Consider the following 26,795-nt stretch of genomic DNA (forward strand, 5'->3'; position numbering starts at 1 on the left):
TGAGCCACGGCCACGCGGCGGACAGTAGACCCATGAGTACTTCACGCATCGCGCTCGTCACCGGCGCCGCCAGCGGAATCGGTGCCGCTATCGCCACTCGTCTCGCCGCCGACGGCGCATCCGTCGCCCTGCTCGCCCGCCGTCGCGACCGCCTCGAGAAGGTCGCCGCGCAGATCGCCGAGGCCGGCGGTACGGCGTTCGTCGTACCGGCGGATGTCACGTCGGAAGAATCCGTGGCCGAGGCCGCAGCCCAGGTGCAGGAACGTTTCGGCGACCTCGACCTGCTGGTGAACAACGCCGGGCTGATGTCCGTCGTCCCGTTCGCCGACGGCCCGCTCGCGGACTGGCGTCGTACCGTCGAGGTCAATCTGACCGGCGTCATCACCGTCACGCACGCCTTCCTGCCGGCGCTCAGACGGTCGGCCGCGACCCGGACGACCGATCTGATCAACGTGTCCTCGCTGGCCGCGGACCGATTCAACCCGGGCATGGCGGCGTACGGCGCCTCGAAGGCAGGTGTCAGCCACCTGACCCGGACGCTGCGGGCCGAACTCGCCGGCGAAGGCATCCGGGTGACCGCCCTCGAGCCCGGCATGATCGACGGCACCGAACTCGCCGACAGCTTCCCGACCGACCTGCGATCGATGGTCGACGACCTCCGCACCAGCCTCCCCGCCGTCCCGGTGAGCGAGGTCGCCGAGCTCGTCGCGTACGTCGTCAGTCGTCCGCGGGAGGTGAATCTGCCGCACCTGATCATCCAACCGTCGAAGGAGATCTAGCACCCGTTCATCCGCCGCACCGCAGGCTGAGAACGCCAGGCCCCTTCAGACGACGAGGTGCAGCTTCACCGTGGCGACGGTGACCTCGATGCGCTGACCCCAGGTCGCGGTGAGGGTGTCGGACTCGATTCCGTCGCCGAAGACGACCAGGTCGGACTCGGCCGTGATCGTCAGCGAATCCGGTGCCTTCAGCAACCCTTCGGTGTTGTCGGTGCCGGTCGCCGGTGATGGCCAGGCCTCGCGGACGAACCAGCACAGGATCGGATCGGTCGGGGCCGGCAGGCCGAGCGGACTGTGTCGTTCCTGCCAGGCGGATCGGCACCAGCCGGTTGATCCGGTGCCGGTGCCGACCAGGATCCCGGACGACGACTGCCGCTCAGGCAGGCCGTCGGGCGAGCTGAGGCGGTAGCGCGCGGACTGGTGCGTACGGTGGCCGACGTACACCTCGTTCAACGCAAGGAGTTGCTGGCCGTCATCGGTGCTCGCGGCAACCATCGTCCGTTCGGCGACGGTCCGAGTGCTGAGCAGGTCTGCGATCGCGTCCGGTTCGTGCGGCACGAGTACGCCGGGGTTGCGGGCCGGCTCGGGGTTGATACCGATCACCGGCTGACCGTCGAGGTACTTCGCGACGTTGGCGACCAGGCCGTCCTGGCCGACTGTGATCACCACGTCCTCCGGCCCGAACCCGAACCTGTCGAGATCGTTGCGCTCGGCAACAGCTCGGCGCCAGTCCAGCGGGATCGCCGCCGACACCGTGGCCAGCGCGTCCTGCTGGGCCTGGTGCCGCGCGTCGAGCTCGGCCAGGTCGCGCCCGCGCCCGGCCAGGAAGAAGCCGGCCTGCTGCCGCGTCCCGTGCCGGGCGACCAACTCGGTCAGCTCGGTCGCCCGATGCACGATCACCGCCCTGGGTGGGAGGCTCATGAGGAGCCTCCCGTGGCGGGCCGCCCCCGGCGCGGCCCGCCCGCACGTGGCCCCCGGGTCATGCCGTCTGCCCGGTGAGCTTGGTCAGGAGCGGGGTCAGCAGGTCCGGCGTCAGGTTCAGCGTGCCGATCTCCGGCAGCGCTCCCTGCTTGATCGCCAGCGCGAGGATCACGCCCTGGTCCAGGTCGGCGTACGCCTCCAGCAGGGCCTTCTCCGCAGCGGCCTCCGCGGCGCCGATGACCCGCTTCGCGTCGGCCTCGGCCTGGCTCAGCGTTCGCTGCTGGCTCGCTGCCGCCTCGGTCGTGATCGCCTCCGCCGCTACGGCTTCGGTCGCGCGCAGCCGCTCGTTCTGACCGCGCTGGTTGACGAGCTGCTCCTCGCGGCGGGCGAGCTCGATCTGGTTCTGCAGCTCGTTCTCCGCGATCGAACGCTCCCGCTCGACGGCCATCGCGCGACGCTCGTACGTCGCCTTGTCCGCGGCCTGCTGCACCATCTCGCGGGTCGGCGTCTGCAGCGCCTTCTCGACATCTCGCTCCGCCCGTACGGCGACCACGCGCACGTCCTCGACGCCGATGCCCAGACTGGTCAGGCGGTGGTCTTCACGCAGACCAGTGCCGACTGCCTGGCGCAGCGACGTCATGCCCTCGGACAGAGCCTCGGTCAGTGACATCCGGGCGAGCAGGTCCAGCGCAGTCTGCTGGGCAAGCTCGGTCAGCAGACCGCCGAGCTGCTCGAGCGGAGTAGCTCGCCACAGCCCGGTGTCCGGGTCGATCCCGAAATCGAGCCGGCTGGACGCCAGCGCCGGGTCGGTGACGCGGTACGTCACGCTCGCCTGCACGGCGACGTCCTGGAAGTCCTGCGTGCGGCCGTGGAACAGCAGCGGCTGCTCGCGGTCGTCGATCGGGATCTCGCTCAGCGACGAGTTCAGTGCCCGGAACCAGAACGCCTGGCCGGCGCCGTCGTGCGCGACCTTGCCGTTGCGCAGGTGCCGCACGTGGGTGGTCGGGTTCGCTCGCAGGTGGCTGATGAAGCGGAACCGGGTGATGTCTGCCATCTCTTCGTTCTCCTTGTCGTCACTATGACGATAAGTCCGGAGATGACTTCTCGTCAAGATGACGATTAGAGTGGGTTCCATGGACTTCGAGCCGCTCGGCCTGGCCGCCGACCTGGTCATCCTGACCGTGCGCGACGGTCGCCTCCAGGTGCTGCTGATCCGCCGGGGCATCGCGCCGTACCAGGGTCGGTGGGCGCTGCCCGGCGGGTTCGTCCGGCCGGACGAGGACCTCGAGGCGACCGCCCGCCGTGAGCTGGCCGAGGAGACCGGGCTGTCCTCGGAGCGGATCCACCTCGAGCAGGTCGCGACGTACGGCGCTCCTGATCGCGACCCGCGCGGCCGCGTGGTCAGCGTGGCGTACCTGGCGCTGGTGCCGGATCTGCCTGCGCCGGTCGCCGGGTCGGACGCGGCGTCGGCGCACTGGGTCGAGGTCGCCGAGGTCGATGCCGGGCGGCTGGCATTCGACCATCACCGGATCCTGGCGGACGGCGTCGAGCGGGCCCGCGCCAAGCTCGAGTACTCGCCGCTCGCGACGGCGTTCTGCCCGCCGGAATTCACAATCTCCGAGCTGCGCGGGGTCTACGAGGCGGTCTGGGGTACGCCGCTCGACCCGCGCAACTTCCACCGCAAGGTCACCAAGACCGCCGACTTCGTCGTACCCGCCGGCAGCACGACAACCCGCGACGGCGGCCGCCCCGCCCAACTCTTCCACCGCGGCACCGCCACCACCCTCCACCCACCAATGACCCGAGCCTGAGTCCCACCGCGCGCACGGCGTGGGGGTGGGGGGCGGGGCGGAGGCTTGGGTTGAGTTCAGGTTTGGTTGAGGTGGTTGCCTGGGTGGATGACCTTTGCCGGACGACATGTTGTTGTGACTGGAGCTGGACGTGACACCGGCCGCAAGGTCGCACTTGCGTTTGCCGCTCGTGGTGCTCAGGTGCTTGCCGCGGCTCGCACGCTGTCTGCCGCCGAGGAGACGGTCGCGCTCATCCGCGCAGCAGGCGGTACGGCGAGCGCCGCCGTACTCGACCTCTCCGACCCGACCTCGGTCGAGCAACTCCGCGTCGACCGCCTGGACATCCTCGTCAACAGCGGCGCCCGCTACCTCGCCGGCGAGGCGACCCCAGAAGACATCGCCGACACCATCGCCGGCGCAGCGACCGGCACCGTCCTACTCACCGAACGCCTGCTCCCACTCCTGCGAGCCTCAGGCCACCCCGACATCGTCAACCTGATCTCCGCCGCCGGCGAACCCCGCCACCACCGCTCCGAAGCTCACCCAGCCTTCTACGCCGCCAAACACGCCCAGGCCGGGTACGCCGAAATCCTCTCCGAACGCCTTCGCCCGGAGGGCATCCGCGTCATCTCCCTCTACCCGCCAGACTTCGTCCAGGACGGGCCGAGGGACGCCACCTCAAACCTCACCGCCCAGTCGGTCGTCGACTGCGTCCTCTTCGCAGTAAGCCAGCCCCGCGACTGCTTTATCCGAGCCTTCCACTTCGAACAGCTGGCTCTTCGGTCGTGACTTTGTGCTGTCGTAGCAGGCACTTAGAGTTCACACATGCCTCAGCACGTGTTCGTCGACGAGAGCAAGACCAATGGTCTTCTCGTGGCGGCGGTCATCTGTCCGGCAGCTGAGGTGAACGAACATCGCCGAACGATGGCCAGCCTGCTGATGCCTCGCGAACGGCGGATCCACTTCACCAAGGAGTCTCCGGCGAGACGGCGGAAGATCCTCGCCGTCATCGCCGAGATCGGCCTCGTGGCGCGCCTTTACCAGGCGGAGAGGAACGACATCGCCGCCCGTCGGAGTTGTCTGTCGGCCTTGGTCGAAGACATCGCGGGCTCGGCGGAGCGGTTGGTGGTTGAGCGGGACGAGTCAACCGTGACTGTGGACAAGCAGGTGCTGTTCCACGCTGCGCGGCGGCACGACTGCTCGGACAGCCTGCAGTACGAATTGCTCGCGGCGCACACGGATCCGATGTTGTGGACGCCCGACGCGGTTGCTTGGTCCTGGGTGAAGGGCGGGGAGTGGCGTGACTTCGTCGCGCCGTACTCGACCGTGGTCCGGGTTTAGACGCGCGAAACCCGGCTCGCCAACCGTCCGGATGACTGCCGGGTTCACTTCCCGAGGGCTACTGCCCTGAGCTACCCACGATCATACAGACCCCGCACCTTCACAGCGCATCTCGGCTTCGAACAGCTAGGTCCTCGGCGGTGATGAGGTTGGTGTGGGTGCCGGGGGAGGCGCAGGCCCAGGCGCCGGCGATGGTGCCGGCCAGGGCGGCGTCGGGCCAGGGGGCGCCGTCGAGGTAGCGGGCCAGGAAGGCGGCTACGTAGGCGTCGCCGGCGCCGTTGGTGTCGATGACGGGACGGTCGGGGAAGGCGATGGCGGGGAAGTGGCGGGCAGGTTCGCCGCGGACGTGGAGGTAGCTGCCGTCGGCGCCGGCCATCGCGACGACGACCTCGGCGCGGCCGTTGGCGAGGATCCACTCGACGCCGTCGGACGGGAGGGAGCTGGTCGAGACGAAGACGATGTCCGAGGCGGTCGCGAAGTCCTTGTGGTGGTCGTTGCGGCCGTCCCAGTCGTGCAGGTCGGTGGAGATCGAGCGGTCGGCGGCGATCGCGTCGCCGAGGGCGTCGCGGGCGAAGTCCATGATCGAGACGTGGACGTGCTGCGCCTGGCGCATGACCGGTCGCCACAGGCCCGGGTCGACGCGCAGGCCGGCCGGGTGGCGTCCGTCGTACATCGAGAGCCGGCGGCCGTCCGGGCTGACCAGGTTGACCGATCGACGGGTGCCGCTCGGGTGCAGCGCTACCCGCAGCGGGAGGCCCAGCTCCTGGTATGTACGGCGGATGCGGGCGCCTTCGGGGTCGTCGCCGATCACGTCCACCAGACCGGCGTTCAAGCCGAGCAGGTGGCAGCCGAGCGCGACACCGTGCCCGGTGTGCCCCAGGTACGACTCGATCGGATCGACCGCGATCGAGTCGGCATCAGCCAACGGCAGGCTCGGCACCCGCACGATCGTGTCGATCCCCACTCCACCAATTACCAGCACGTCCAACTCCACGGGTCCCGTCATACCCGACTTTCGCCAGGGATTACAGGTGTCTTTCGGAAGCTGAACGCATAGTTGGGCTGCCGCGCACAGTCAGTCCGTGCTCAATCGCCGAAAGTTCACCGCTTGATCGGGGCGCCGGTCTTGTCCTGGAGTTCGTCGAAGGTGACGCCGTCGGCGAGCTCGACCAGCTGCAGGCCGTCGTCGGTGATGTCGAGTACGGCGAGGTCGGTGATGATCCGGTTGACGACGCCGCGGCCCGTGTACGGCAGGTCGCACTCCTCGAGGATCTTGTGCGAACCGTCCTTGGCGACATGCTCCATCAGCACGATCACCCGCTTGGCGCCGTGCACGAGGTCCATCGCGCCGCCCATGCCCTTGACCATCTTGCCGGGGATCATCCAGTTCGACAGATCGCCCTTGGCCGAGACCTGCATCGCGCCCAGGATCGCCGCGTCGATCGCGCCGCCGCGGATCATCCCGAACGACAGCGACGAGTCGAAGAACGACGCACCGGGCAGCGTGGTGACGGTCTCCTTGCCGGCGTTGATCAGATCCGGGTCCTCCTCGCCCGCGACCGGGTACGGCCCGACGCCGAGGATGCCGTTCTCGGACTGCAGCACGACGGTGACGCCGTCCGGGATGTAGTTCGGGACCAGCGTCGGCAGGCCGATGCCGAGGTTCACGTACGAGCCGTCGTCCAGCTCCGCGGCTGCCCGCGCCGCCATCTGCTCACGGGTGAGTGGCATGCTCAGGCCTCCGTCTTCTGTACGGTCAGCTTCTCGATCCGCTTCTCAATATCCTTGCCAACGGCAACCACACGCTGGACGTAGACCCCGGGCAGATGGATCGAGTCCGGGTCCAGCTCACCAGGCTGGACCAGCTCCTCGACCTGCGCGATCGTCACCCGGCCGGCCATCGCGGCCAGCGGGTTGAAGTTGCGCGCGCTCCGGTCGAAGACCAGGTTCCCGTGGGTGTCGCCGCGAAGGGCGTGCACGAGCCCGAAGTCCGTGGTGATCGAGTCCTCCAGCACGTACGTCGTGCCGTTGATCTCCCGCGTCTCCTTCGCCTCCGAGGCCTTCGCGACCGAGCCGTCCGCGTTGTACTTCTGCGGCAGCCCGCCCTCCGCGACCTGCGTGCCGACACCGGCCAGCGTGTAGAACGCCGCGATCCCGCAACCGCCGGCGCGCAGTTTCTCGGCCAGCGTGCCCTGCGGCGTCAGTTCGACCTCCAGCTCCCCGGTCAGGAACTGGCGGGCGAACTCCTTGTTCTCCCCGACGTACGACGAGGTCATCTTGGCGATGCGCTTGTCGGCGAGCAGGATGCCCAGGCCCCAGTCGTCGACGCCGCAGTTGTTCGACACCACGCTGAGCCCGCTCACCCCCTTGTCGTGCAGAGCGCTGATCAGCTGCATCGGGTTGCCGCACAACCCGAAGCCCCCGACCGCGAGGCTCGCCCCGTCCCCGATGTCCGCCACCGCTTCCTGCGGCGACCCGTACGTCTTGTCCATCAGCTGCTCCGTTGCAGTCGTCGGTGCGGATTCGCTCCCGACTCTAACCAGCCGTACCGCCGGCCGCGATGTGGCTGGCACCACACCGTCCTAGGCGGAGGCCTCTGAAGCGTTCAGCACGCGGAGCTCGTGCAGGGCCTCGAAATGAGCGTCCTCGAGGTTGGGGAGCGTCAGGACCGCCGAGAGGTGCGTGCGAGCGGCTGGAGCGTTGCCGGAGTGCCGCGCGGTGCGTGCCAGGCCCAGCCTGGCGGCTGCGACGGTTTCTGTGAGGTCAGCGTGCTCGCCGATGGACAGTGCCCGGCTGTAGTCCGCGTGAGCGTCCTCCAGCTTGCCCAGCCGCCGGTAGAGCTCAGCGCGCTCGCACAGCAGCAGCGCGGTCTCCTCAGCGAGGCACAGCTGCTCTGCGAGCTCCAGCGCCTCCGTGGTGACGTCCAGCGGCTCGTCGACGACCTGGCGGAGCGAGCAGAGCGCCAGGAACATGCCCCAGCGGTCCTCGAGCATCCGGAAGCGGCCCAGCGCCGTACGCAACGCCTGCGCCGCATCGGCCGGCGCAGCCGCGGTAAGGCCCGGATAGCCTCGGCAGAGCTCCACGGCGGCCCGGGCCCACGCGTCGCCGGCCTCGTTGCGCTCCAGCACCTCCTCGACCACACCGGCCGGCTCGAACGGTCCGAAGACCAGTGACCAGAGCAGTACGGTCACGGAGTACTGGAAGGGGCCGGTCGTCGTCAGGACGATCTGCTGGGCGCGCTCCAGTTGCTCCTGCTCCGCCGAGCCGGCGCCGTGGATGACGGCGAGCAGGTACTCCTCGTCCAGCCCGACCGGGACGGTCCGGCCGAGCATGCTCAGGACCCGCTCAGCCGCGGCCGCTGCCTCGTCCTGGAGCCCGTTGGACCACCAGTACGCCGAGTAACGCGCAACGAGCCGGAGGGCGGTCCGCAGGTCGCTTTCACACGCGCGCTCGATCGCGCTGACGACCTGGTCCGCCTCCAGACTGTTCGGTCCTCCGGAGCCCCCCAAGTTCACGTACCTCATTGTTGCGCGGCCCTGTTAACGCCACGTCACAGGGGTCAGAAGCGCAGCACACCCCAGGTGGCCGGACGGTGCATGTCCTCGATGCCCTGCGGCGCCCAGACCCAGAACTCGATCTGCTCACCCTTCACGTACGCACCGTCGACGACCTCGTGCGGCCACTCGCACCGCATCAGGTTCATCCGCCACTCGTCACCCGGGTTCGGCGGGGTCGCCCGACCCCCGTTGTACGGCGCCAGATCAGCCCACGGTACGGCGAGTTCGACCGACCAGGCGGTGTCGGTGTCGGATGGGTCGTTGACCGTGCCGTCGAGGTGGATCGCCGTCCGCAGACCGGGCAGGTTCGTCGGGTCGATCGGCAGGCCGCCGTCGACGTACGGCTTGGGCAGCGTCAGCTCCCAGATCGTGCCGAGCGGGTTGATCTCGAACTCGTAGTAGTTCAGCCCGTCGCCGTCCGGGTCCAGGAACAGCTCGAAGTTGTTCTCATGGAAGAGCTTGCTGTTCTTCTCGGTCATCGTCGACCACAGGTGCGGCTCCTCGAGCAGGCCGCCGACGTACAGGTACCGGTCGTCGTACATCAGCTTCGCCCGGGTCCGGAACCGCGGCGCGGGGCCGTCGTGGATCGGGACGAAGTCGGTGGTCCAGGGCGCGGCCTCCCAGGCGGGATCGGTCAGGGTGCCGTCGAGATTCGGCGCGGTCGCGGTCCGCGGGCACTCGTAGACGGGCAGGTCAGGCATCGGCACGCTCCAGCAGTCTGGCGATGAGATTGGCGAGCAGGAAGGTGATCGCGGTCACGGCCGGTACGACGGCGATGATCCACGGCGAGTCCAGATGACCGGTCAGGAACGCGATCACGAGCGCCACCATGAAGGCGACCCCGAGGAACGGGACCAGTTTCGGGTGCGGTATCGCCAGCCGGCTGAGGGCGAGGCCGCCGAGCACCATCGTGACGACCACGATGACGACCAGAAGCGGGAGCCCGAGGGCACCGCAGTTCGTGGTGTCGCGGAACCGGTCGCAACTGCGCTCACTCAGCCAGACGAAGGCGATCGTCGCGAACCCGCTCAGCAGGCCGACAACGGCCAGGATCAGCGCCGGCGGCAGCGGCGGGGCGTCGTACCGTCCCTGACTCATTCCCGAAGGCTATCGGGCTCCCAGGGAGTTCGCGATCGCGTCACGCACCGCCGCGTCGGTAGGCGTGGGTACGCCGCGTTCGGCCGCGAGCTCGGCCAGCGAGGTCATCGTGACGTCGTGCAGCCCGCAACTCGTGAATGTGTGAAACACGGTCATGTCGGGATCGACGTTGACCGAGAAGCCGTGGCTGGTCACGCCGCGCCGGATCCGCATCCCGATCGAGCACAGCTTGCGGCCGTCCTCGGTCCACACCCCGACCAGGCTGCTCGCGCCCTTCGGCGTTTCCCGGCGTACCAGCGGGAAGCCGAGCGAGCCGAGCGCGTCGATCAGCCCGTTCTCGACCCAGCGGACGATGTCGACCGGCCCGCGCTGCTTCAGGTCGATGACCAGGTACCCGACCAGCTGGCCCGGTCCGTGGTACGTCGCGAAGCCGCCGCGATCCACTGCGATAGCCGGAGTACCGGCGGGCAGGTCGTCCGGGGACGTCCGAGGCCCGTGCGTGATCACCGGCGGATGGCTCAGCAGGAACAGGCGGTCCTCGGCCTTGCCTTCGATCCGCTCCTCGACCCAGCCGCGCATGTCCTTCGCGGCGACGTCGTACTCCACCTCACCCAGCTCAACTCGCTGCATGCTTTCAGCCTAGACATACGGCGCGCGGTGCAAGATGTCGTACAGCGTCAGGCGGTCGAGCAGGAGGCCCTCCGGCTGCAGCCAGGCCTGGAGTTGGCTGGCCGCGGTCTGCGCGGGCAGGCAGGTGATGGCGGCCTCGGACCCCAGCGCGGCAGTGATGCCGCCCTGGCCGTCGACCGGCGGGTGGACGACCAGGAAGCCGCGAACCTCGACCGGGTCGAGCCGCTTCCGCCAAGCGGCGACGGCGGAGTCCAGACCTGACACCGGGCTGTCGAGGGGTACGCCGTTCAGCTGCAGCGCGCCGTACACGTCCAGCGTGTAGTGCCCCGGCGGGCCGACGACCGATGAGATCAGGGCGACGCGATGGCCGTTGAGGAGCAGGTGGCTGACCGCCATGTCGCCGATCCGCGCGCCATGCACCAGCTTCGACGCCGGGAGCGCCTCGACCACCGAGTCCAGGAGTCGGGCGGTGCGCCGATGCCGCAGTACGTCGGCCGGCGCGATCCACGCCGTACGTCCGTCGTCGACCAGCGGCTCGCCCGGACGGCCCCAGAGGTTGAAGTCGTACGTCGCCGTCGCGTCGATCGCCCGATCCAGTTTGTGGACCTTCGACCAGCGGCCGGTGAGGAACCGGACGAGCACCAGGCCGACGAGGAGCCCGATGATCGCGACCCGTTCGAGCGCAGTGATCCCGCTCTTCGACGACGGGAACAGCACCACCAGGAAGCCGATGCCGATCAGGATGCCGAACGCCTTGATCACGCCGCGGAGCGGGATCCGGCGGCTCCAGTGCGGCGGCATCGCGACCACGATCATCCCGACGATGCCGACGGCCAGGACGATGTCCCAGGTGTCGTGGATCCCTGAGCTGAGGAACACCCCGATGATCAGGAGGCTCCAGACCACCAGGGACACGAGTGCGGGGATCTTCCAGCGGCCGAACGGCGGCAGGACCTCGATGCTGCCGGCGAGCGGCGGCTGTGACGGCGCCTGCTGCTGAGACGACGTCTGTGTCTGCGTCCAGGTGAAGGGATCCGGCGCGGGCTCCGGCTCCGGCTCGGGTTCGGGGCGCGGGGTGTACGTCGGCTCCTCGTACGTCGGCGTACTCGTCTGGCCATCCAGCGTGCGGTCGTACGCCGCGCGCTTGGCAGGATCGCCGAGCGTCGTCCACGCCTCCTGCACGAGCCGGAACAACGCAGCGTTGCCGCCCTGGTCCGGGTGGACCTGACGAACCAGGCGCCGGTACGCCGACTTGATCTCCGCCGTCGTGGCGGTCCGCTCGACGTTCAGCACCTCGTAGTGGTCAGACACCCCAGCGCACCTCCACGACATGCCCTAGTACGCACTCAGGGCCAGCCACCTAAGTGACTGGCCCTGAGTGTTGGTCGGGCTGACAGGATTTGAACCTGCGACCTCTTCGTCCCGAACGAAGCGCGCTACCAAGCTGCGCCACAGCCCGAAGTCGCGGTTAGCTTACATGGGCCGAGCGCCCGGACGAAATCGGGTTAATCCGTGGGACGAGGGTGAGCAGCGTCGCCTCCGGCCGGCACGCGAATCGCACCGGCGCGTACGGCGAAGTACCGAGGCCGGCCGACACGTGCAGGGCTGCCTGGCGGCCGTCGTACCCCCAGGTGGACAGGCCCTTCACGCGGGACGTGTCGAGGTCGCAGTTGGTCACCAGCGCGCCGTACAACGGCACCGCCAGCTGACCGCCGTGCGTGTGACCCGCGAGGACCAGGGGATACCCGTCGCCGACGAACCCGTTCAGGACCCGCTGGTACGGCGCATGCGTGACGCCGACGGACAGGTCGGCCGTCGGGTCGATCTCGCCTGCGACCTCGTCGTACCGGTCGCGCTTGATGTGCGGGTCGTCGGTGCCCGCGAAGTCCAGGCGCAGGCCGTTGACCTTGAGGGTCGCCTTGGCGTTGTTCAGGTCCGTCCAGCCGGCGCCGGTGAACGCGCGGCGCATCTCCTCGTACGGCAGGTCGGGGCCGTGCGGCTTGTGGCGCTGCTTGTGGGCCGGCAGCAAGTACTTGCCCGGGTTCTTGAAGTGCGGCTTCCAGTAGTCGTTGGAGCCGAACACGAAAACGCCGGGCAGGTCGAGCAGATCGCCGCACGCGCGGAGCAGCGGGCGGACCGAATCCTCGTGCGAGAGGTTGTCGCCGGTGTTGACGACCAGGTCGGGCTCGAGCGCGGCGAGCTCGTTGACCCAGCGGATCTTCTTCTCCTGCGTCGGCCACAGGTGCAGGTCGGACAGGTGCAGCACCCTCAGCGGGTCGCTCCCCGCGGGCAGCAGCGGCACCGTGACTCTGCGCAGTGTGAACCAGCGCACCTCGATCGCAGCCGCGTACGCGACGCAGGCAGCACCCACGGCACCCACGACGGCCGTGGTCTTCAGGGTGGTACTGGCGATCCCGCGCAAGCTCATTCCTCCAGCCTGCCACAATCGTGGTCATGTCCAACTCCGGAATGAAGCAGCGCCTGCACGACGACATGACCGCGGCCTTGAAGGCACGCGACGATATCCGCAAGTCGACCCTGCGGATGGCGCTCACCGCGATCACCAAGGCGGAGGTGGCCGGCAAGGAGGCCCGCGAGCTCAGCGACACCGAGGTCGTCGACGTGCTCAGCTCCGAGGCGAAGAAGCGCCGCGAGTCCGTCGTCGCCTACCGAGACGCCGGCCGCGCCGAACTCGCCGACAAGGAACAGGCCGAGGCGGACATCCTCGCCGAGTACCTCCCCGAGCAGCTGACCGAGGACGAGATCAAGGTCCTGGTCACCGAAGCCATCGCCACCACCGGCGCCGCCGACCTGGGCCCCCGAGGCATCGGCAAGGTCATGGGCGCCCTCCAACCCAAGGTCAAAGGCAAAGCCGACGGCGGAGCCGTCTCCGCCGAAGTAAAACGCCAACTCGGCGCCTGAGTAAACCACCTCTGCAACAACCTGCAATTTCCTGCGGAGTCGTTGCTACGTCAACGGCAGATCCCTACCTTTCTTGTGGATGCATCGCCCGGATGCAGACAAGGGGGACCAGTGTCATACCGCCGAAAGATCATTTCCGCCGTCATTGCCACTGTGCCCGTCACGGCCGGTTCGATTCTCGGTGCGGCGCCGCCTCGGCCGCGCCGTGCACCTATTCCGCGTGCAACGGCCTGGACCCGGAAACCACCGGCTCCGCGAACGACGCCGTCGCGAAGCTGGATCTGTTGTCGATGTACGGCGGCTACCTGGCCGAGCTCGGGTGGTCGCCGAGCTGTCAAGCGTTCTGCACCAGGCTGCGCTACGACCCGAGCACCTCAGGTGGCACCGGGGAGTACGCCTAGCTCGCGGGCGGTGTCTACGACAGCGCCGGCACCCCGGTCACGAAGATCGTCTACACCTCCGACGCCAACGGTGGTCCGTACTGGACCAAGATGATTTCCCAGGCCTACCCGTGGGAACGGTTCTGCGTTGTCGACGCATGTCACGACAACGGCTGCAAGATCACGACCTTGTGAGTATTTGAACAGTCTTTCTGTCCGCCCTTACAGGAAAGGCTCCGCCGATGTTCGCCCGCTCATTTCGTCATGCCCTTTTCCTGGTCCTGCTCGCCCTGATCTGCGGCGTCGCCGCCCTGGGCGCACCCACCGCCCAGGCCCACGACGACCCCGATCACCCGGCGACTGCTCCGCCCGGCGGCCCATCCGTCGCGCCGGCCGCCGGTTCCGGCGTACAGACCGTCAGCCCGAGCTGGTGGAAGGGCGACGACGTCTTGATCACCGGCCGCGGCACAGCGGACGGGTACACGGTCTACATCGCTCTGGAGAAGGAGAAGTACGTCCTTCGTCCGTTGGCGACCATTCGGCCGGCCGGGTACGACGGTGACGACTGGCTCGGCTACACCTGTCTGACCGGCGATCGGCGGTTCGCCGTCGCCACGGTGATGCCGCGGTGGGCGGTCAACGTGCCGCGGTTGCGGGATCGTGGTGCGCTCGCGTACGTCGTTTCGACCGCGAACGGCAAGATCTGGCCGCTGGCCAACGAGGTGGCGTTCAAATACCACGCCACGAACTGCGGAGCGGGCTCGAAGGTGGCGCTGATGCGCAACCTCGGCGACGACCAGCAGCAGAGCGAAGTCCTCGTCGCAGACGCAGCGAACAGGCGAGTGGCCAGCCTCGGGATCGTGAAACAGCAGCTGACCTCTCCGGTGCCGGACGGCGCGGCCGCCGTTGCACTGGGACGCGGCGGCATCCTCGCCGTACAGCCCGGTGGGAAAACCGCGCTGCGGACCAAGATCGTGGGCGGAGTACCGTACCGGCTGGTCGCGAGGGGTGCAGGGCAGACTGTCGCCGTACTGCGTGGCGACGCCGTCGATGCCTACGCCGTTCAGGGATCCGACCTTCTGCTCGCCGGCTCGGGTGACAAGAGCAGCGCGCAGATCTACGCCTCGGAGTCCGCGGCTCCTCGCTTGGCAGGTCTTCGGGCACCGGCCAAGCGCTCCATCGCGGCGAACTTGGTCTCTCGGCCGCATCTTGCCGCGAGCGACGGGTCCGGGGTGACTGCGCGTGACCTCGCCGTGGACGCGGTGAGCGCCGAGAACAAGGTCGTTCTGGCCACCACTACCGTGGGATCGACCAACCAGCGCACGGTTGCTCCGGGCGAGCCGGAGTCGGAGAGCACCCAGGCAACACCCGCGGCGGAGGAGAAGCGACTGTTCTCGGCAACGACCGGACAGCTCCTCGCCGGCCGCTTCCCGGCCGAGTCGGCCGCGTCGGTGACCGAGGCCGTCCCGGCGACGGTCACCAAAGCCAAGCAATTCGCCCCGGCCGGAAACTTCACCACCCCGAAATGCGGCGTGCCGCGGAACGAGCCGACCCGGATGGCGTACGGCGCGAACGACGTGCAAGCCAGATGGGCGGTGGAGCAAGCGAGCCGCAACTCGCTACCGACCCGTCCCGCCGACTACCTGAAGAGCGGGCTGCCGTCGTACAACCCGAGCAGTGACTTCGGGCTGCAGGCGATCAAGCCGTCCGGTGGGAATGTGCCGCCGGCCGTCTTCAACGGGGTCCTCGCGCAGGAGTCGGCGTACCGCCAGGCGTCCCGGCGCACGCTGCCTGGCTCCGGTGGCAACTCGGTGATCGGCAACTACTACGGCGCCGGCGGCACGCTCGACGTCATCGACTACAACAACGCGGATTGCGGCTACGGCATCTCCCAGGTGACCTCCGGGATGGCGGCCTCCGAGACCTCGATCACGCCCAACGGCAAGGCAAAGATCGCGATCGACTACGCCGAGAACATCCAGGCCGGCATGAACATCCTGGTGAAGAAATGGAACCAGTTGCAGGACGCGGGTATCAAGCTGAACAACAGCGACCCGGCCGCGGTCGAGAACTGGTACCTCGCACTGTGGGCGTACAACTCCGGTGTCCAGCCGGATGCACGCTTCGGCAACACGACAGGATGTACTCCGAGCCCAAGTTGCACCGACGAGTTCGGCAACTGGGGCCTGGGCTGGAGTAACAACCCGCGAAACCCCGACTACCCGCCGACCCGTAACGTCTTCCTCCGCGCCACGTACGCCGATGCGGAGCACCCGTCGGACTGGCCGTACCAGGAGCGGATCATCGGATGGGCCGAGACACCGATCAAGAACTACCTGGGCGAGGACGCGTACCAGCCCGCGGCGCCGGGCACCAACTACCCGTACCCGAACATCAACACGTTCTGTACCGCCGCCAACTCGTGCGATCCGGCGACGGCGACCGGCTGCACGCGCACCGACTACCGGTGCTGGTGGCATCTCCCGGTCAGCTTCAAGAGTTGCGCACCGCTGAACCTCTGCGACACCTCGGCCTTCACCACCGCCTCCGGGGCGGCTGAGCCCTCGGCCCCCAACCCGTGGGAGCCGGCCTGCAACTCCGAGCTCGGGCCGGACGCGATCATCGTCGACGACATCCCGGATCCGTCGAAGAACATCTTCTGCCCGAACCGCAACTGGACCAATCAGGGCACCTTCAGCTACGAGGTCGGCAAGGACACCTCCGGGGCTCCGCTGGGCGTCATCGACTTTCACCAGGCTGCTGTCGGGTTCGGCGCGCACATGTTCTTCACGGGCAACCGGGTCGCCAGCGACACCGCGCACAAGGTCACCGGAACCTGGAAGCCGAGCAACCTCGCCGGCGGGTACCTGGTCCGGGCGCACATCCCACGCGCAGGGGCGAGCGTCTCGTCAGCGGTGTACAAGATCACGACCGCCGACGGCAGCGTCAGCGAGAAGGTGATCAACCAGCATGAGCACTTCAACCACTGGAAGACGCTGGGAGCCTTCCAGTTGGGTCCCAACGCCCAGGTGCAGTTGACGAACGTCACCCGGGACGACGTCATCGGGGGCGCCGGTACGCTCGCGTTCGACGCGATGGCGTTCATCCCCGTGTTGGGCGTCCCGGTCACCGAGGACGTCGATGCCTACGCCTACTTCGACCCCGACACCGACGTCACCACCTCCGGTACGACGTCGTGGCTGTCCGGACCGATGGCAGGCCCGCAGGCGCTGTACGAGTGGGGTGCCGAACGGGCGCCTGGACTGATCCAGGACGGAGGGCCCGCGACCAGGCTCATGGGCACCGTGTGGCGCGACGAGAACCAGGCCGCCCACGACAGCCCGGACGCAGATGACGACGGCATGAGCCCGGCTGTCCTGCTGGGCGAGGCGAACAAGCTCGAGTACCGGCCGACAATCGCCGCCAAACCGCCGGAGTTCGACACCGATGCCGACGCGTACAAGGTGCGGACCACCGCGAGGGTCAGCTTCGTCAGGACTGGTGTCAACGAGATCCTGGAGGGATCGGCGGATGTCGACTACGACCAGCGGGCAGGCAACACCTACCTGCCGCGGCTGATCACCGACTTCTTCGGCGCGGTCGCGCAGGACTACGCGATCCCGAAACCGGACCTCAGTTACTCGACGACGAATTTGAACACCTTCGACCACCAGATCAGGTCGGTCACCGCCAACACGACGTTCTTCCCGGCGCGTGCCTTCAAACCTGCCGGCAGAGCACCGCTGCTGGTGAACGAGGCCGGTCAGCCCGGGTCGGACTGCATCTTCGCGATCCACACCTTCGGCGGGGTGGACGGGTTCCGCCCGATGCTCGGCGTCGGCTACGTGTCGAGCCGGGTCGAGGCCTGGAAACAGCAGATCGCCGATCGCACGGACATCCCGGCCTCCGTGAAAAACGTGGCGAAGGACATCTACGACGTCTGGTTCGACACCGGCGCCCTGAACGGGGCTCCGCCGGCATCGGTCTTCAATCAAGCGCCGCCGATCTGGCAGGAGCTGGCTTTCACAGTGTGCGCCAACGGCGACCTGGTCGCCCCGCAGAGCCAGGGACATGTACTGCGCGCGTCCTGGATGACGGACCAGTACCTCTACCGGAACGGCAGCGCCATCGAGAACACCGGCGAATGGCGGTATTCGCCCGATCCTCTGATGCGAGGAGATTTCGTCAAGTTCAGCCGGATCCCCGATCCCGGCAGCCTCTGGGACAACCCGTTCGGCGACTGCGACACCGACACCGGCAGGTCGGGTAATCCCTGGGGCCTCATCGCCGGGTTCAACTCCCCAGGCGTCGACCCATCGAGCGTGCACTTCTGCATCGACAAGGACCTCGGCGTCGACCCGGACGCGGGTGGCTGACCGTGGCGCTCTGGCTCTACATCCTGAGTGTGCCGGTGCCGGGTCTGCTGCTGGCCTGCGTTCCGGTTCGGCGAGCGCGCTGCAACGCGCTCGCCGAGCCGGCGGTGCGCTGGAAGTACCTGCTCAGGCTGACGATTCTCGCTGCGGTTCCGATCGTGCTGGCAGCAATCGCGCTGTCGCACGTCCTGGACAACACCGACTCCAAGCAGTTCTGGCTGGTCGCCTGCGTCCCGGGCCTCGCGCTGGCAACTGTGCGCCTCGCAATCGAGGCCAGACACCTGAAGAAGTTCCGTCCACGTCCTGTGAGGTGAACAATGCGATTCCTGAAAGTGCTTCCAGCAGGTGCGGTGATGATCACCGCCGTCTTCGCGCTCGGTGCTCCAAGCGCGTACGCAGTCGGCTGCGTCGGCGAGTCCTGTTACAACAAGGGACCCGTGTCGATGGGATGCACCAAGGATCAGCGCTCGATAGCCAACAGCGGCTGGAGCCTTCAGGTCTATTACTCGCCTGCGTGTCAGGCGGTCTGGGCGATCGCTTTCACGGATTCCTCGTGGGATCACTGTGTCTCCATCGATCTCGAACGAGCACGTAGTGACCGGATCGTCCAAGGCAGGCTGACCCAGGAACTGTGCCCCGAGGAAGCCTCCGACTGGACGAACATGTTCCCGAAGGGCTGGTACTTCCGTGCCGTGTACAACGACCCGGTTCAGGACGACTTCTATACGCCGTGGGTCTTTCGTTGACCTTCACTAATGCCTCTCTCCGGCACCCTGTAGGTCTGGTCACGTTCCGTCGATGTTCTGTGAGGTGAACCGTGCGGTTCCTGGAGGTGCTTCTGATAGGTGCAACGAGACCTATGTCTACTCGTCCGTCTGCCAGGTGGTCCGTGCGATCTCATTCTCCAGGTTTGACGCGGATCACTCTTGTCAAACGACACTGGTCAACATCAGGGAAAGGATGGCGCGTGTCCGAAAGACCCTGGTGACGGAAATTTCAACAGTCAGGCGCCGTAGTTACGGTCTCGGCCTTGAACGCAGTGCCGGCGCAGGCGGCTTCGTGTACCTATGCCGCATGTGGCGGCCTCGACCCGGAAACCATCGGCTGTTCGAACGATGCCGTCACGAAGCCGGACTTGTTGGCGACCTATAGCTTGTATTTGGTGGAACTCAGGTGGTCGCCGAGTTTCCACGCGTTCTGGACGCGCATCCATCCGAAAGAGTCCGGAGGCGGTAACGGTACATATGCCTACATTGCAGGTGGTGTCTACGATGCCAATGGCACTCCCGTCACGAGGATTGTTTATACCTCTAATCCCGCTGGGTCAAGCTGGACGAAAACGACCTCTCAGGCGTATCCGTGGGAGAGATTCTGCGCATTTGCTACAGGTTATGGCTCGGGATGCAAAATGACCACTTCGAAGCTATCTGATCGGTCTCTCTGTCCGTGATCTTGAAGGAGGCGTTCGATGAAGAAACACCTGAGTGCTGCATTAGCGATGATTTGCTCCGTTGCCGGTCTGACGGTTGTGACTTCCCAGACAGCCAGCGCAGTCGGCTGCGTCGGAGAGTCGTGCTACAACAAAGGGCCTGTTTCGATGGGGTGCACGGCCGATCAGCGGTTGATCTCTGACCCGCGATGGAGCCCCGACCTGCAAATCTTGTACTCGCCGGCGTGCCAAGCTGCCTGGGCAGTCTCGCTTGCGCCTCCCCTGGACCAGTGCATCGCTGTACAGATCGAGCGGTCGCGGAGCGATCACATCGTGCAGGCACGGCTGTCCCAGGAGTTCTGCCCTGAAGAGACCAAAGAGTGGACGAACATGATGCCACGTGGGTGGTACTTCCGGGCCGTGTGGAACGACTATTCACCGGGATATTCGGACTTGTACACACCTTGGGTGTTCCGCTGATGGAATGACAAAGGGCCTCGTCCGGTTGGACGAGGCCCTTTGTCGTCTACCCGTGGCCGCGGCCGCCGCCGCAGTTGGGGTACTTCGGGTTCCACGGTGGGCAGTTCGGGTTGATGGTGGTCGGACCGCCCGGCGGTTTGGTCGTGTTCTGCGGTGGCTTCGGATCGTTCTTCTTGCTGCCGTTGGAGACGTAGATCGTCACCAGGGAGCCGTCGGGGGCGCCGTCGCGTTGGCGGGGGTCGGTGTAGGCGACCGTGCCGGCGGTCTCCTCGGAGTTGACCGTGCCGCTGGCGATCGCGACGTCGAAGCCTGCCTGACGGAGCTTGTTTGCGGCGTCGTCGGGGTTCATGCCGTTGACGAACGGGAGGCTCTTCACGTCGCCGCGCTGGATCTTGTCGGACGGCGCGACGAAGTGCGTGGTCGGGTAACCCTGCAGGGCGGCCTTCATCGCGGCCTCCCAGATCGGACCGGCGGTGCCGGAACCTGTCGGGTCGTGGATGCCGTGACCGTTCAGCGTCTGACCCTGCAGAGGCGAGTACGGCAGCGAGGCGTCGGCCACCGTGGCGGCCGCGGCGAGCCTGGTCGAGTAACCGGCGTACCAGACAGCCTTGGCATCGTTGATGGTTCCGGTTTTACCGGCCAGGTCGCTATTGCCGAACTTCAGCTTGCCGCCGGTGCCGTTCGGCTCCATGACCTGGTGCAGGACCGCGTTCACGCCGTCGGCGACCTCCGGTGCCAGCGCCTGCTTGCAGTCCGCGCCGCGCGTGTTGATCGACTTTCCGGCCGAGTCCTTCACCGAGGTGACCACCCACGGGTTGCAGTACATGCCGCGCGCGGCGAAGGCGGCGTACGCGCCGGCCAGCTGCAGCGGGGTGACCAGGTCGACGCCCAGCGTCATGGACGGAACCTGCTGCAGCGGTCCCAGCGACTGGGCGTTGTACATGCCCAGGGAGGCTGCGATCTTGGCGATCGGGCACAAGCCGGTCCGCTGCGAAAGCTGCAGGAAGTAGGTGTTGGTGGACTTCTGCGCGGCCTGGATCATCGTCGGATCCGGGACGTTCGACGTCGAGTTCTTCGGCGAGTAGTCGTCCGGGGTCTTCACCGTGCCGTTGCAGGTGCTGAACTTCGTGCCGCCCAGCGGCAGCGGGCTGGGCGAGTTGATCTTGTAGGTGAGCGGAATCCCCTTCTGGATCGCCGCCGCGATCGTGAAGGCCTTCATCGTCGAGCCGTTCTGGAATCCGCCGAACCCGCCCGCGTAGGTCTTGGGTGCGTTGTAGTTGTACGCCGTCTGGCCGCGCTTGCTGCCGTACTTGCGGCTCTGCGCCATCGCCTTCACCAGACCGGTGCCCGGCTCGACGATCGTGATCGCCGCGATCGCCTGGTCGGTCGGCTTCGAGTGGGTGTCGATCGAGCGTTGCGCGTCGGCCTGGATCTTCGGGTCGAGCGACGTCCGGATCGTCAGGCCGGCGGTCTTCAGGTAGTTCGCGCGGTCGGTCTTCGTCTTGCCGAACGCCGTGTTGTTCTCGAGCTCGGAGACGACGTACTCGCAGTAGAACGGGTACGGGCCGTTGCCGCAGCCGAGCTTGTTCGAGCGGACCTTGGCCGGGTTGATGACCGGCGTCTTCAGCGCCGAGTTGGCCTGGGAGACCGAGATGACGTGGAGCTCGAGCATCCGCTTGATGACCACGTCGCGGCGGTCCTTGGCGCGCTTGGCGTTGTTGGTCGGGTCGTAGCCGGTCGGGTTCTTCACCAGGCCGGCCAGCATCGCGGCCTGCGGCAGCGTCAGCTGGGAGGCGTTCACCGAGAAGTAGTGCTGGGCCGCGGCCTGGATGCCCCACGCGCCGTCGCCGAAGTTGGCGAGGTTGAGGTACTTCTCCAGGATCTCCTGCTTGGAGTACTGCTTCTCGACCGCGATCGCGTACCGCAGCTCGGCGACCTTGCGCTGGTAGTTGTCGGCGGTCGCATCAGCGACCTCCTCCGGCGTCTTCGCCTTCTCGACCAGGCTGATCTTCACGTACTGCTGGGTGATGCTCGAACCACCCTGCTGCACCGAACCGGCGGACTGGTTCTGCAGCAGCGCGCGCAGCGTGCCCTTGAGGTCCAGCGCGCCGTGCTCGTAGAACCGGTCGTCCTCGATCGCGACGATCGCCTTCTGCATGATCGGCGCGACCAGCGCGAGCTTGACCGGCACCCGGTTCTGCTCGGCCAGCGTCGCGATCACGGATCCGTCCGCGGCCAGGATGGTGCTCTTCTGTTTGAGCGGCACCTCGTCGAACTGCTGCGGCAGGTCTTGCAGAGTGGTCGATGTCTTCTCTGTGGTGAACCCGGCGAGGCCGGCGAACGGGATGGCGAGACCGGCGGCCAGGGCCCCCGAAAGCACGCTCACCCCAAGGAACAGAACCACAGATTGGACGACTCCCCGGTCACCCTTTTCCCTGACGCGCATGGTTATAGAGACTACGGGATGCGCTGTTTGGGTTACCGCTGCGCGTATGACTTCAGTCACACTGGCTGGACAAAGTTCATCCAAAAGAATGAGGGCCCGAGCATCGCGCTCGGGCCCTCGATCTGTACTGCGTTACGCGGCGTACTGGTGCGCCTGTACCTCGGCCGGCTCCAGGGCCAGCTCCAGCACCTCGCGGACGTCGCTCACCGGGTGAACGGTCAGCTCCGCGAGCACGGACGCGGGCACGTCCTCCAGGTCCGGCTCGTTCCGCTTCGGGATCAGGATCGTGGTCAGCCCGGCCCGGTGGGCGGCGAGCAACTTCTGCTTCACCCCACCGATCGGGAGCACCCGTCCGGTCAGCGACACCTCACCGGTCATCGCGACCTCCGAACGGACCGGCCGTCCGGACAGCAGCGACGCCAGCGCCGTCGTCATCGTCACACCCGCCGACGGGCCGTCCTTCGGGACAGCACCGGCCGGTACGTGGATGTGAGTGTTGCGCTCGGCCAGGTCGCCTACCGGCAGCCCCAGCTCCGCACCGTGTGAGCGCAGGTACGACAGGGCGATCTGCGCCGACTCCTTCATCACGTCACCGAGCTGTCCGGTCAGCGTGACTCCGGTCGGGCCGGTCTCCTTGTCAGCCAGCGACGCCTCGATGAAGAGCACGTCACCACCCGCACCGGTTACTGCCAGTCCGGTCGCCACACCCGGAAGCGCCGTACGCTCGGCCGACTCCGGAGTGAACTTCGGCGAACCCAGGTACTCCTTCAGGTTGTCGCCGCCGATGGTCAGCGCGCCGAGCTCCTCGCCCAGAGCCAGCTTCGCCGTCACCTTCCGCAGTACGCGGGAGATCGACCGCTCCAGCTGCCGTACGCCGGCCTCCCGGGTGTACTCACCCGCGAGTACCCGCAGGGCCGAGTCCTCGATGGACACCTCGTCCGCCGTCAGGCCCGCCCGCTCCAGCTGACGCGGGAGCAGGTGGTCACGGCCGATGATGACCTTCTCGTCCTCGGTGTACCCGTCCAGCTGCACCAGTTCCATCCGGTCCAGCAGCGGCGCCGGGATGGAGTCCAGCACGTTCGCAGTGGCCAGGAAGACCACGTCGGACAGGTCCAGCTCGACCTCCAGGTAGTGGTCCCGGAAGGTGTGGTTCTGCGCCGGGTCCAGGACCTCCAGCAGCGCGGCCGTCGGGTCGCCCCGGTAGTCCGCACCCACCTTGTCGATCTCGTCCAGCAGTACGACGGGGTTCATCGAACCCGCCTCGGTGATCGCCCGGACGATCCGGCCCGGCAGCGCACCGACGTACGTACGCCGGTGACCGCGGATCTCGGCCTCGTCCCGCACACCACCCAGAGCGACCCGGACGAACTTCCGTCCCATCGCACGGGCCACGGACTCACCCAGCGAGGTCTTACCCACACCAGGAGGACCGACCAGGGCCAGTACGGCGCCACTGCGGCGTCCGCCGACCACTCCGAGACCACGGTCCGCGCGGCGACGCCGTACGGCCAGGTACTCGGTGATGCGCTGCTTCACGTCGTCCAGACCGGCGTGGTCCGCGTCCAGCACGGCCCGCGCCTCGCGGATGTCGTAGCTGTCCTCGGTCCGCTCGTTCCACGGCAGCTCGAGAACGGTGTCCAGCCAGGTACGGATCCAGCCGACCTCGGGAGACTGCTCGGCAGTCCGCTCGAGCTTGTCGACCTCGGAGAGCGCGGCCTTGCGGACGTGCTCCGGCAGGTCGGCCGCCTCGACGCGGGCCCGGTAGTCCTCTTCCTCGGACTCGGCCTTACCGTCCAGCTCGGCCAGTTCCTTGCGGATCGCGGCCATCTGCTGGCGCAGCAGGAACTCCCGCTGCTGCTTCTCCATACCCTCCTGGACGTCCTTCTGGATCGTCTCGGAGACCTCGAGCTCGGCGAGGTGGTCCTTCACCCAGCCGATCAGCTTCTCGAGCCGCTCGGACACGTTCGCGTTCTCGACCAGCCAGGACTTCTGCTCGTTGTTGAGGTACGACGCGTAGCCGGCCAGGTCGGACAGCTCGGAGGGGTCGTCGACCTGCTTGATGGAATCGATGACCTGGTACGCACCGCGACGCTGCAGCACGGAGGTCGTCAGAGTCTTGTACTCGCGGGCCAGCTCGACGGAGCGGTCGTCGGTGATCTCGTGCATCACCGTCGCGCCCACCCAGAGCGCCGCACCCGGTCCGGTCGTCCCGGCGCCGATGCGGACCCGCTGGGTCCCGCGGATCACGGCCGCCTGGGCACCGCCCGGCAGCCGGCCGATCTGCTCGATCTCACCGAGCGTTCCGGCCTTGGCATATTTACCGTCCAGCCGTGGCACCAGGAGCACCTGGTCCTGACCCGCGGCCTGCGCGGCGTCGATGGCCGCCCGGGCCTCGCTGTCGGCGAGTCGGACCGGCACGACCATTCCCGGCAGGACCACGACGTCGTCCAGCGGCAGTACCGGAAGATTCAACGTATCGGTCACGCTGTCACACCCTTTTCCAAGTTGAGTCTGACAGGCTCAACCATGGGTGTAAGCAAGTAATTCCCGGCGTTCGCTGAGGGTGAAACGAATCACGCGGTGAGCAGGTCGCCGATCTGGCGTAGACCGGTCAGGTCGTGCACATCGTCGGCCAGGGCCGGCACTTCGACGGTCCGGATCGCGCGGTGGCCACGGCGGAAGCGGTCGGCGCGGCGGTGGTCGCCCACGACCTGTTGCATCTTGTCCGCGTGCAACCGCAGTACTGCGGCCGTCAACGGCGACTTGTCCGCTTCCTCGAGCTTCTCGGCTGCAGCCAGTGACCGCTCCGCCGACAATTCCGTGGCCTGCGAGTTCGTCACCCGGTTCAGCACGACGCCGGCCAGCGGCATTCCCTCGGCCCGCAACCGCTCGGCGAAGTACGACGCCTCGCGCAGCGCATCGTTCTGCGGGGCGGCCACCACGAGGAATGAGGTGTGCGGCTCCCGCAGCAATGCGACCGTCTGCTCGGCCCGCTGCCGGAACCCGCCGAACAACGTGTCGAACGCGGCGACAAACGTTTGTACGTCGGTCAGCACCTGCGCGCCGAGGACCTTGTTGAGCACCGACATCGCCATGCTCACGCCGGCCGACATCAGCTTGAACGGCCCACGCGCCGGCGCCAGCAGCAACCGGAGGAAGCGGCCCTCGAGCAGCGATGCCAGCCGCTCGGGCGCGTCCAGGAAGTCCAGCGCGGACCGCGACGGCGGGGTGTCGACGATGATCAGATCCCAGTCGCCGGTCTGCTCGGCCTGCTGGTGCAGCTGGCCCAGCTTCTCCATCGCCATGTACTCCTGCGTCCCCGCGAACGACGAGGAAAGCGCCTGGTAGAAGGGATTCGCGAGGATCTGCTCGGCCTTGTCGGGCGTTGCATGCTGCAGGACGACGTCGTCGAACGTCCGCTTCATGTCGAGCATCATCGCGTCCAGCCGCCCGCCGTTCGCGGCCTTCACCCCGGCCACCGCGCGCGGGGTGTTGTCCAGCTCGGTCAGCCCGAGCGACTGCGCGAGCCGCCGCGCCGGGTCGATCGTCAGTACGACGACCTTCCGCCCGCGCTCCGCCGCGCGCAGCCCCAGCGCCGCGGCCGTGGTGGTCTTGCCGACCCCGCCCGCACCGCACGTGACGATGATCCGCGTCCCCGCATCGTCGATGAGCGCATCCAGATCGAGCTCTGTCATGCGCGCAACTCCTCGGCCAGGTCGAACAGGGCGCCGTGGTCGATACCCTCGGGCTGCAACTCCAGCTCGACGACTTTCTTGCCCAGGGCATCGATCCGGTCGCGGTTCTCGCGTTCGAGCCCGACCCGGATCGCGTGGTCGTGCGCCTCGGTCGCGAGCGTCTCGACCAGGTCGGCGCCGATCGTGATCCCGGCCGCCTTGAGGCCTCGCGTCAGCTCGGCGGTGGGCAGTTTCTCCTTCACCGCAAGGGCAAGCGCGTCATCGTCGAGCGGGCTGTTGCGGACCATGTTCACCACGATCGACCCGATCCGCAGATCGATCTTCTCCAGCTGTTCGACCGCGTCCAGCGTCTCCTGGACCGGCATCTCCTCGAGCAGCGTGACCAGGTGGACGCGGGTGACGTCCGAGCGCAGCATGCCCATGATCGCGTCCGCCTGGTTGCGGATCGGTCCGACCTTGGCCAGTCCGGCGACCTCGTGGTTCACGTTCAGGAAGCGTCCGATCCGCCCGGTCGGCGGGGCGTCCAGCACCACGGCGTCGTACGCGAGCCGCCCGTGCGCCTTGCGGCGGGTCGCCTCGTAGACCTTGCCGGTGAGCAGTACGTCGCGGAGCCCCGGGGCGATCGTGGTGACGAAGTCGATCGCGCCGACCTTCTCCAGCGCTTTCCCGGCGCGGCCGAGGTGGTAGTACATGTCGAGGTACTCCAGCAGCGCGGCCTCGGCGTCCACGGCCAGCGCGAACACCTCACCGCCGCCGGGGCCCTGCGCGATCCGGCGTTCGACGTACGGCAGGGGAGGTACGTCGAACAGCTGGGCGAGTCCTTGGCGGCCCTCGACCTCGCAGAGCAGGACCCGCTGACCTTCGTCGGCCAGCGAAAGAGCCATCGCGGCCGCAACAGTCGTCTTCCCGGTCCCCCCTTTACCGGTGACCACGTGCAGTCGCGCCATAGGTCCC

Annotated in this window: 26 protein-coding genes and 1 tRNA gene; 11 read left to right on the plus strand and 16 right to left on the minus strand. The window is 67.5% G+C overall.

Annotated elements, in window-relative coordinates; genetic code table 11:
* The first annotated feature begins 32 nt into the window (after nt 1-32).
* Nucleotides 33-779, plus strand: a complete 747-nt coding sequence (locus ACQPYH_RS02745) for an SDR family oxidoreductase (RefSeq protein ID WP_432886039.1) — start codon at nt 33-35, stop codon at nt 777-779.
* Between the two features lie 45 nt (nt 780-824).
* Here ACQPYH_RS02745 and ACQPYH_RS02750 read toward each other — a convergent pair whose 3' ends face one another.
* Nucleotides 825-1,700 (minus strand): hypothetical protein, encoded by an 876-nt coding sequence (locus ACQPYH_RS02750; RefSeq protein ID WP_432886041.1) that lies wholly within the window; start codon nt 1,698-1,700, stop codon nt 825-827.
* 58 nt (nt 1,701-1,758) lie between these two features.
* Nucleotides 1,759-2,754 (minus strand): SPFH domain-containing protein, encoded by a 996-nt coding sequence (locus ACQPYH_RS02755; RefSeq protein ID WP_432886043.1) that lies wholly within the window; start codon nt 2,752-2,754, stop codon nt 1,759-1,761.
* 79 nt (nt 2,755-2,833) lie between these two features.
* Between ACQPYH_RS02755 and ACQPYH_RS02760 the strand changes: the two genes are divergently transcribed.
* The 3 genes from ACQPYH_RS02760 to ACQPYH_RS02770 all read left to right on the plus strand — a co-directional run bounded on the left by ACQPYH_RS02760 (nt 2,834) and on the right by ACQPYH_RS02770 (nt 4,831).
* Nucleotides 2,834-3,511 carry an NUDIX hydrolase gene (locus ACQPYH_RS02760; RefSeq protein ID WP_432886045.1) on the plus strand — a complete coding sequence of 226 codons (678 nt, stop codon included), beginning with the start codon at nt 2,834-2,836 and terminating at the stop codon, nt 3,509-3,511.
* Between the two features lie 114 nt (nt 3,512-3,625).
* Complete coding sequence (locus ACQPYH_RS02765) at nt 3,626-4,279, plus strand: SDR family oxidoreductase (protein ID WP_432886047.1); 654 nt, start codon at nt 3,626-3,628, stop codon at nt 4,277-4,279.
* Between the two features lie 36 nt (nt 4,280-4,315).
* Nucleotides 4,316-4,831, plus strand: a complete 516-nt coding sequence (locus ACQPYH_RS02770) for a hypothetical protein (protein ID WP_432886049.1) — start codon at nt 4,316-4,318, stop codon at nt 4,829-4,831.
* A gap of 100 nt (nt 4,832-4,931) precedes the next feature.
* Here the strand turns inward: ACQPYH_RS02770 and ACQPYH_RS02775 are convergent, their stop codons facing one another.
* The 10 genes from ACQPYH_RS02775 to ACQPYH_RS02820 all read right to left on the minus strand — a co-directional run bounded on the left by ACQPYH_RS02775 (nt 4,932) and on the right by ACQPYH_RS02820 (nt 12,538).
* Nucleotides 4,932-5,837 carry a carbohydrate kinase family protein gene (locus ACQPYH_RS02775; protein WP_432886051.1) on the minus strand — a complete coding sequence of 302 codons (906 nt, stop codon included), beginning with the start codon at nt 5,835-5,837 and terminating at the stop codon, nt 4,932-4,934.
* Between the two features lie 95 nt (nt 5,838-5,932).
* Nucleotides 5,933-6,562: a CoA transferase subunit B gene (locus ACQPYH_RS02780; protein WP_432886053.1), complete on the minus strand. Its 630-nt coding sequence runs from the start codon at nt 6,560-6,562 to the stop codon at nt 5,933-5,935.
* Nucleotides 6,563-6,564: 2 nt separating this feature from the next.
* A complete protein-coding gene (locus ACQPYH_RS02785) occupies nt 6,565-7,323 on the minus strand; it encodes a CoA transferase subunit A (protein ID WP_432886055.1) in 759 nt (252 codons plus the stop codon).
* A gap of 90 nt (nt 7,324-7,413) precedes the next feature.
* On the minus strand, nt 7,414-8,346 hold the full coding sequence (locus ACQPYH_RS02790) for a hypothetical protein (protein WP_432886057.1): 933 nt from the start codon (nt 8,344-8,346) through the stop codon (nt 7,414-7,416).
* A gap of 44 nt (nt 8,347-8,390) precedes the next feature.
* Nucleotides 8,391-9,089 carry a carbohydrate-binding family 9-like protein gene (locus ACQPYH_RS02795; protein WP_432886059.1) on the minus strand — a complete coding sequence of 233 codons (699 nt, stop codon included), beginning with the start codon at nt 9,087-9,089 and terminating at the stop codon, nt 8,391-8,393.
* Nucleotides 9,082-9,486 carry a hypothetical protein gene (locus ACQPYH_RS02800; RefSeq protein WP_432886062.1) on the minus strand — a complete coding sequence of 135 codons (405 nt, stop codon included), beginning with the start codon at nt 9,484-9,486 and terminating at the stop codon, nt 9,082-9,084. The genes ACQPYH_RS02795 and ACQPYH_RS02800 overlap by 8 nt, the downstream gene beginning before the upstream one ends.
* 9 nt (nt 9,487-9,495) lie before the next feature.
* Nucleotides 9,496-10,116 carry a lipoyl(octanoyl) transferase LipB gene (gene lipB / locus ACQPYH_RS02805; protein ID WP_432886065.1) on the minus strand — a complete coding sequence of 207 codons (621 nt, stop codon included), beginning with the start codon at nt 10,114-10,116 and terminating at the stop codon, nt 9,496-9,498.
* A gap of 9 nt (nt 10,117-10,125) precedes the next feature.
* Nucleotides 10,126-11,427, minus strand: a complete 1,302-nt coding sequence (locus ACQPYH_RS02810; protein ID WP_432886068.1) for a DnaJ domain-containing protein — start codon at nt 11,425-11,427, stop codon at nt 10,126-10,128.
* Between the two features lie 71 nt (nt 11,428-11,498).
* Nucleotides 11,499-11,575 (minus strand) — tRNA-Pro (locus ACQPYH_RS02815).
* Between the two features lie 9 nt (nt 11,576-11,584).
* Complete coding sequence (locus tag ACQPYH_RS02820; RefSeq protein ID WP_432894312.1) at nt 11,585-12,538, minus strand: metallophosphoesterase; 954 nt, start codon at nt 12,536-12,538, stop codon at nt 11,585-11,587.
* A 32-nt stretch (nt 12,539-12,570) separates the two neighbouring features.
* On the opposite strand from ACQPYH_RS02820, the gene ACQPYH_RS02825 reads away from it, so the two are divergent.
* The 7 genes from ACQPYH_RS02825 to ACQPYH_RS02855 all read left to right on the plus strand — a co-directional run bounded on the left by ACQPYH_RS02825 (nt 12,571) and on the right by ACQPYH_RS02855 (nt 19,700).
* On the plus strand, nt 12,571-13,038 hold the full coding sequence (locus tag ACQPYH_RS02825) for a GatB/YqeY domain-containing protein (RefSeq protein ID WP_432886071.1): 468 nt from the start codon (nt 12,571-12,573) through the stop codon (nt 13,036-13,038).
* Nucleotides 13,039-13,130: 92 nt separating this feature from the next.
* Complete coding sequence (locus ACQPYH_RS02830; protein ID WP_432886074.1) at nt 13,131-13,439, plus strand: hypothetical protein; 309 nt, start codon at nt 13,131-13,133, stop codon at nt 13,437-13,439.
* A gap of 221 nt (nt 13,440-13,660) precedes the next feature.
* Nucleotides 13,661-17,794, plus strand: a complete 4,134-nt coding sequence (locus ACQPYH_RS02835; RefSeq protein WP_432886077.1) for a hypothetical protein — start codon at nt 13,661-13,663, stop codon at nt 17,792-17,794.
* 2 nt (nt 17,795-17,796) lie between these two features.
* Nucleotides 17,797-18,105 (plus strand): hypothetical protein, encoded by a 309-nt coding sequence (locus ACQPYH_RS02840; protein ID WP_432886080.1) that lies wholly within the window; start codon nt 17,797-17,799, stop codon nt 18,103-18,105.
* 3 nt (nt 18,106-18,108) lie between these two features.
* Nucleotides 18,109-18,537 (plus strand): hypothetical protein, encoded by a 429-nt coding sequence (locus ACQPYH_RS02845; protein WP_432886082.1) that lies wholly within the window; start codon nt 18,109-18,111, stop codon nt 18,535-18,537.
* A 293-nt stretch (nt 18,538-18,830) separates the two neighbouring features.
* The gene (locus ACQPYH_RS02850) at nt 18,831-19,241 is read left to right on the plus strand and encodes a DUF2690 domain-containing protein (protein WP_432894314.1); all 411 of its coding nucleotides are present in this window, start codon (nt 18,831-18,833) and stop codon (nt 19,239-19,241) included.
* Nucleotides 19,242-19,259: 18 nt separating this feature from the next.
* Nucleotides 19,260-19,700, plus strand: a complete 441-nt coding sequence (locus ACQPYH_RS02855; protein ID WP_432886085.1) for a hypothetical protein — start codon at nt 19,260-19,262, stop codon at nt 19,698-19,700.
* Between the two features lie 46 nt (nt 19,701-19,746).
* Here the strand turns inward: ACQPYH_RS02855 and ACQPYH_RS02860 are convergent, their stop codons facing one another.
* The 4 genes from ACQPYH_RS02860 to ACQPYH_RS02875 form a co-directional block, all read right to left on the minus strand.
* Nucleotides 19,747-22,086 (minus strand): penicillin-binding protein, encoded by a 2,340-nt coding sequence (locus ACQPYH_RS02860; protein WP_432886088.1) that lies wholly within the window; start codon nt 22,084-22,086, stop codon nt 19,747-19,749.
* Nucleotides 22,087-22,278: 192 nt separating this feature from the next.
* Entirely contained in the window at nt 22,279-24,570 is a 2,292-nt protein-coding gene (gene lon / locus ACQPYH_RS02865) for an endopeptidase La (protein ID WP_432894316.1), read from the minus strand.
* Between the two features lie 149 nt (nt 24,571-24,719).
* Nucleotides 24,720-25,841 carry an ArsA family ATPase gene (locus tag ACQPYH_RS02870; RefSeq protein ID WP_432886091.1) on the minus strand — a complete coding sequence of 374 codons (1,122 nt, stop codon included), beginning with the start codon at nt 25,839-25,841 and terminating at the stop codon, nt 24,720-24,722.
* A complete protein-coding gene (locus tag ACQPYH_RS02875) occupies nt 25,838-26,788 on the minus strand; it encodes an ArsA-related P-loop ATPase (protein ID WP_432886094.1) in 951 nt (316 codons plus the stop codon). Before ACQPYH_RS02875 ends, ACQPYH_RS02870 begins: the two co-directional genes overlap by 4 nt.
* Between the last annotated feature and the right edge of the window lie 7 nt (nt 26,789-26,795).

The organism is Kribbella sp. CA-245084 (assembly GCF_050942355.1).
Taxonomy (GTDB): domain Bacteria; phylum Actinomycetota; class Actinomycetes; order Propionibacteriales; family Kribbellaceae; genus Kribbella.

Coding starts and splice junctions, on each gene's coding strand:
- ACQPYH_RS02745 (WP_432886039.1), top strand. CDS start 33: ATGAGTACTTCACGCATCGCGCTCGTCACCGGCGCCGCCAGCGGAATC.
- ACQPYH_RS02750 (WP_432886041.1), bottom strand. CDS start 1,700: ATGAGCCTCCCACCCAGGGCGGTGATCGTGCATCGGGCGACCGAGCTG.
- ACQPYH_RS02755 (WP_432886043.1), bottom strand. CDS start 2,754: ATGGCAGACATCACCCGGTTCCGCTTCATCAGCCACCTGCGAGCGAAC.
- ACQPYH_RS02760 (WP_432886045.1), top strand. CDS start 2,834: ATGGACTTCGAGCCGCTCGGCCTGGCCGCCGACCTGGTCATCCTGACC.
- ACQPYH_RS02770 (WP_432886049.1), top strand. CDS start 4,316: ATGCCTCAGCACGTGTTCGTCGACGAGAGCAAGACCAATGGTCTTCTC.
- ACQPYH_RS02775 (WP_432886051.1), bottom strand. CDS start 5,837: ATGACGGGACCCGTGGAGTTGGACGTGCTGGTAATTGGTGGAGTGGGG.
- ACQPYH_RS02780 (WP_432886053.1), bottom strand. CDS start 6,562: ATGCCACTCACCCGTGAGCAGATGGCGGCGCGGGCAGCCGCGGAGCTG.
- ACQPYH_RS02785 (WP_432886055.1), bottom strand. CDS start 7,323: ATGGACAAGACGTACGGGTCGCCGCAGGAAGCGGTGGCGGACATCGGG.
- ACQPYH_RS02795 (WP_432886059.1), bottom strand. CDS start 9,089: ATGCCTGACCTGCCCGTCTACGAGTGCCCGCGGACCGCGACCGCGCCG.
- ACQPYH_RS02800 (WP_432886062.1), bottom strand. CDS start 9,486: ATGAGTCAGGGACGGTACGACGCCCCGCCGCTGCCGCCGGCGCTGATC.
- lipB (WP_432886065.1), bottom strand. CDS start 10,116: ATGCAGCGAGTTGAGCTGGGTGAGGTGGAGTACGACGTCGCCGCGAAG.
- ACQPYH_RS02825 (WP_432886071.1), top strand. CDS start 12,571: ATGTCCAACTCCGGAATGAAGCAGCGCCTGCACGACGACATGACCGCG.
- ACQPYH_RS02830 (WP_432886074.1), top strand. CDS start 13,131: ATGCAGACAAGGGGGACCAGTGTCATACCGCCGAAAGATCATTTCCGC.
- ACQPYH_RS02835 (WP_432886077.1), top strand. CDS start 13,661: ATGTTCGCCCGCTCATTTCGTCATGCCCTTTTCCTGGTCCTGCTCGCC.
- ACQPYH_RS02845 (WP_432886082.1), top strand. CDS start 18,109: ATGCGATTCCTGAAAGTGCTTCCAGCAGGTGCGGTGATGATCACCGCC.
- ACQPYH_RS02855 (WP_432886085.1), top strand. CDS start 19,260: ATGAAGAAACACCTGAGTGCTGCATTAGCGATGATTTGCTCCGTTGCC.
- lon (WP_432894316.1), bottom strand. CDS start 24,570: ATGGTCGTGCCGGTCCGACTCGCCGACAGCGAGGCCCGGGCGGCCATC.
- ACQPYH_RS02870 (WP_432886091.1), bottom strand. CDS start 25,841: ATGACAGAGCTCGATCTGGATGCGCTCATCGACGATGCGGGGACGCGG.
- ACQPYH_RS02875 (WP_432886094.1), bottom strand. CDS start 26,788: ATGGCGCGACTGCACGTGGTCACCGGTAAAGGGGGGACCGGGAAGACG.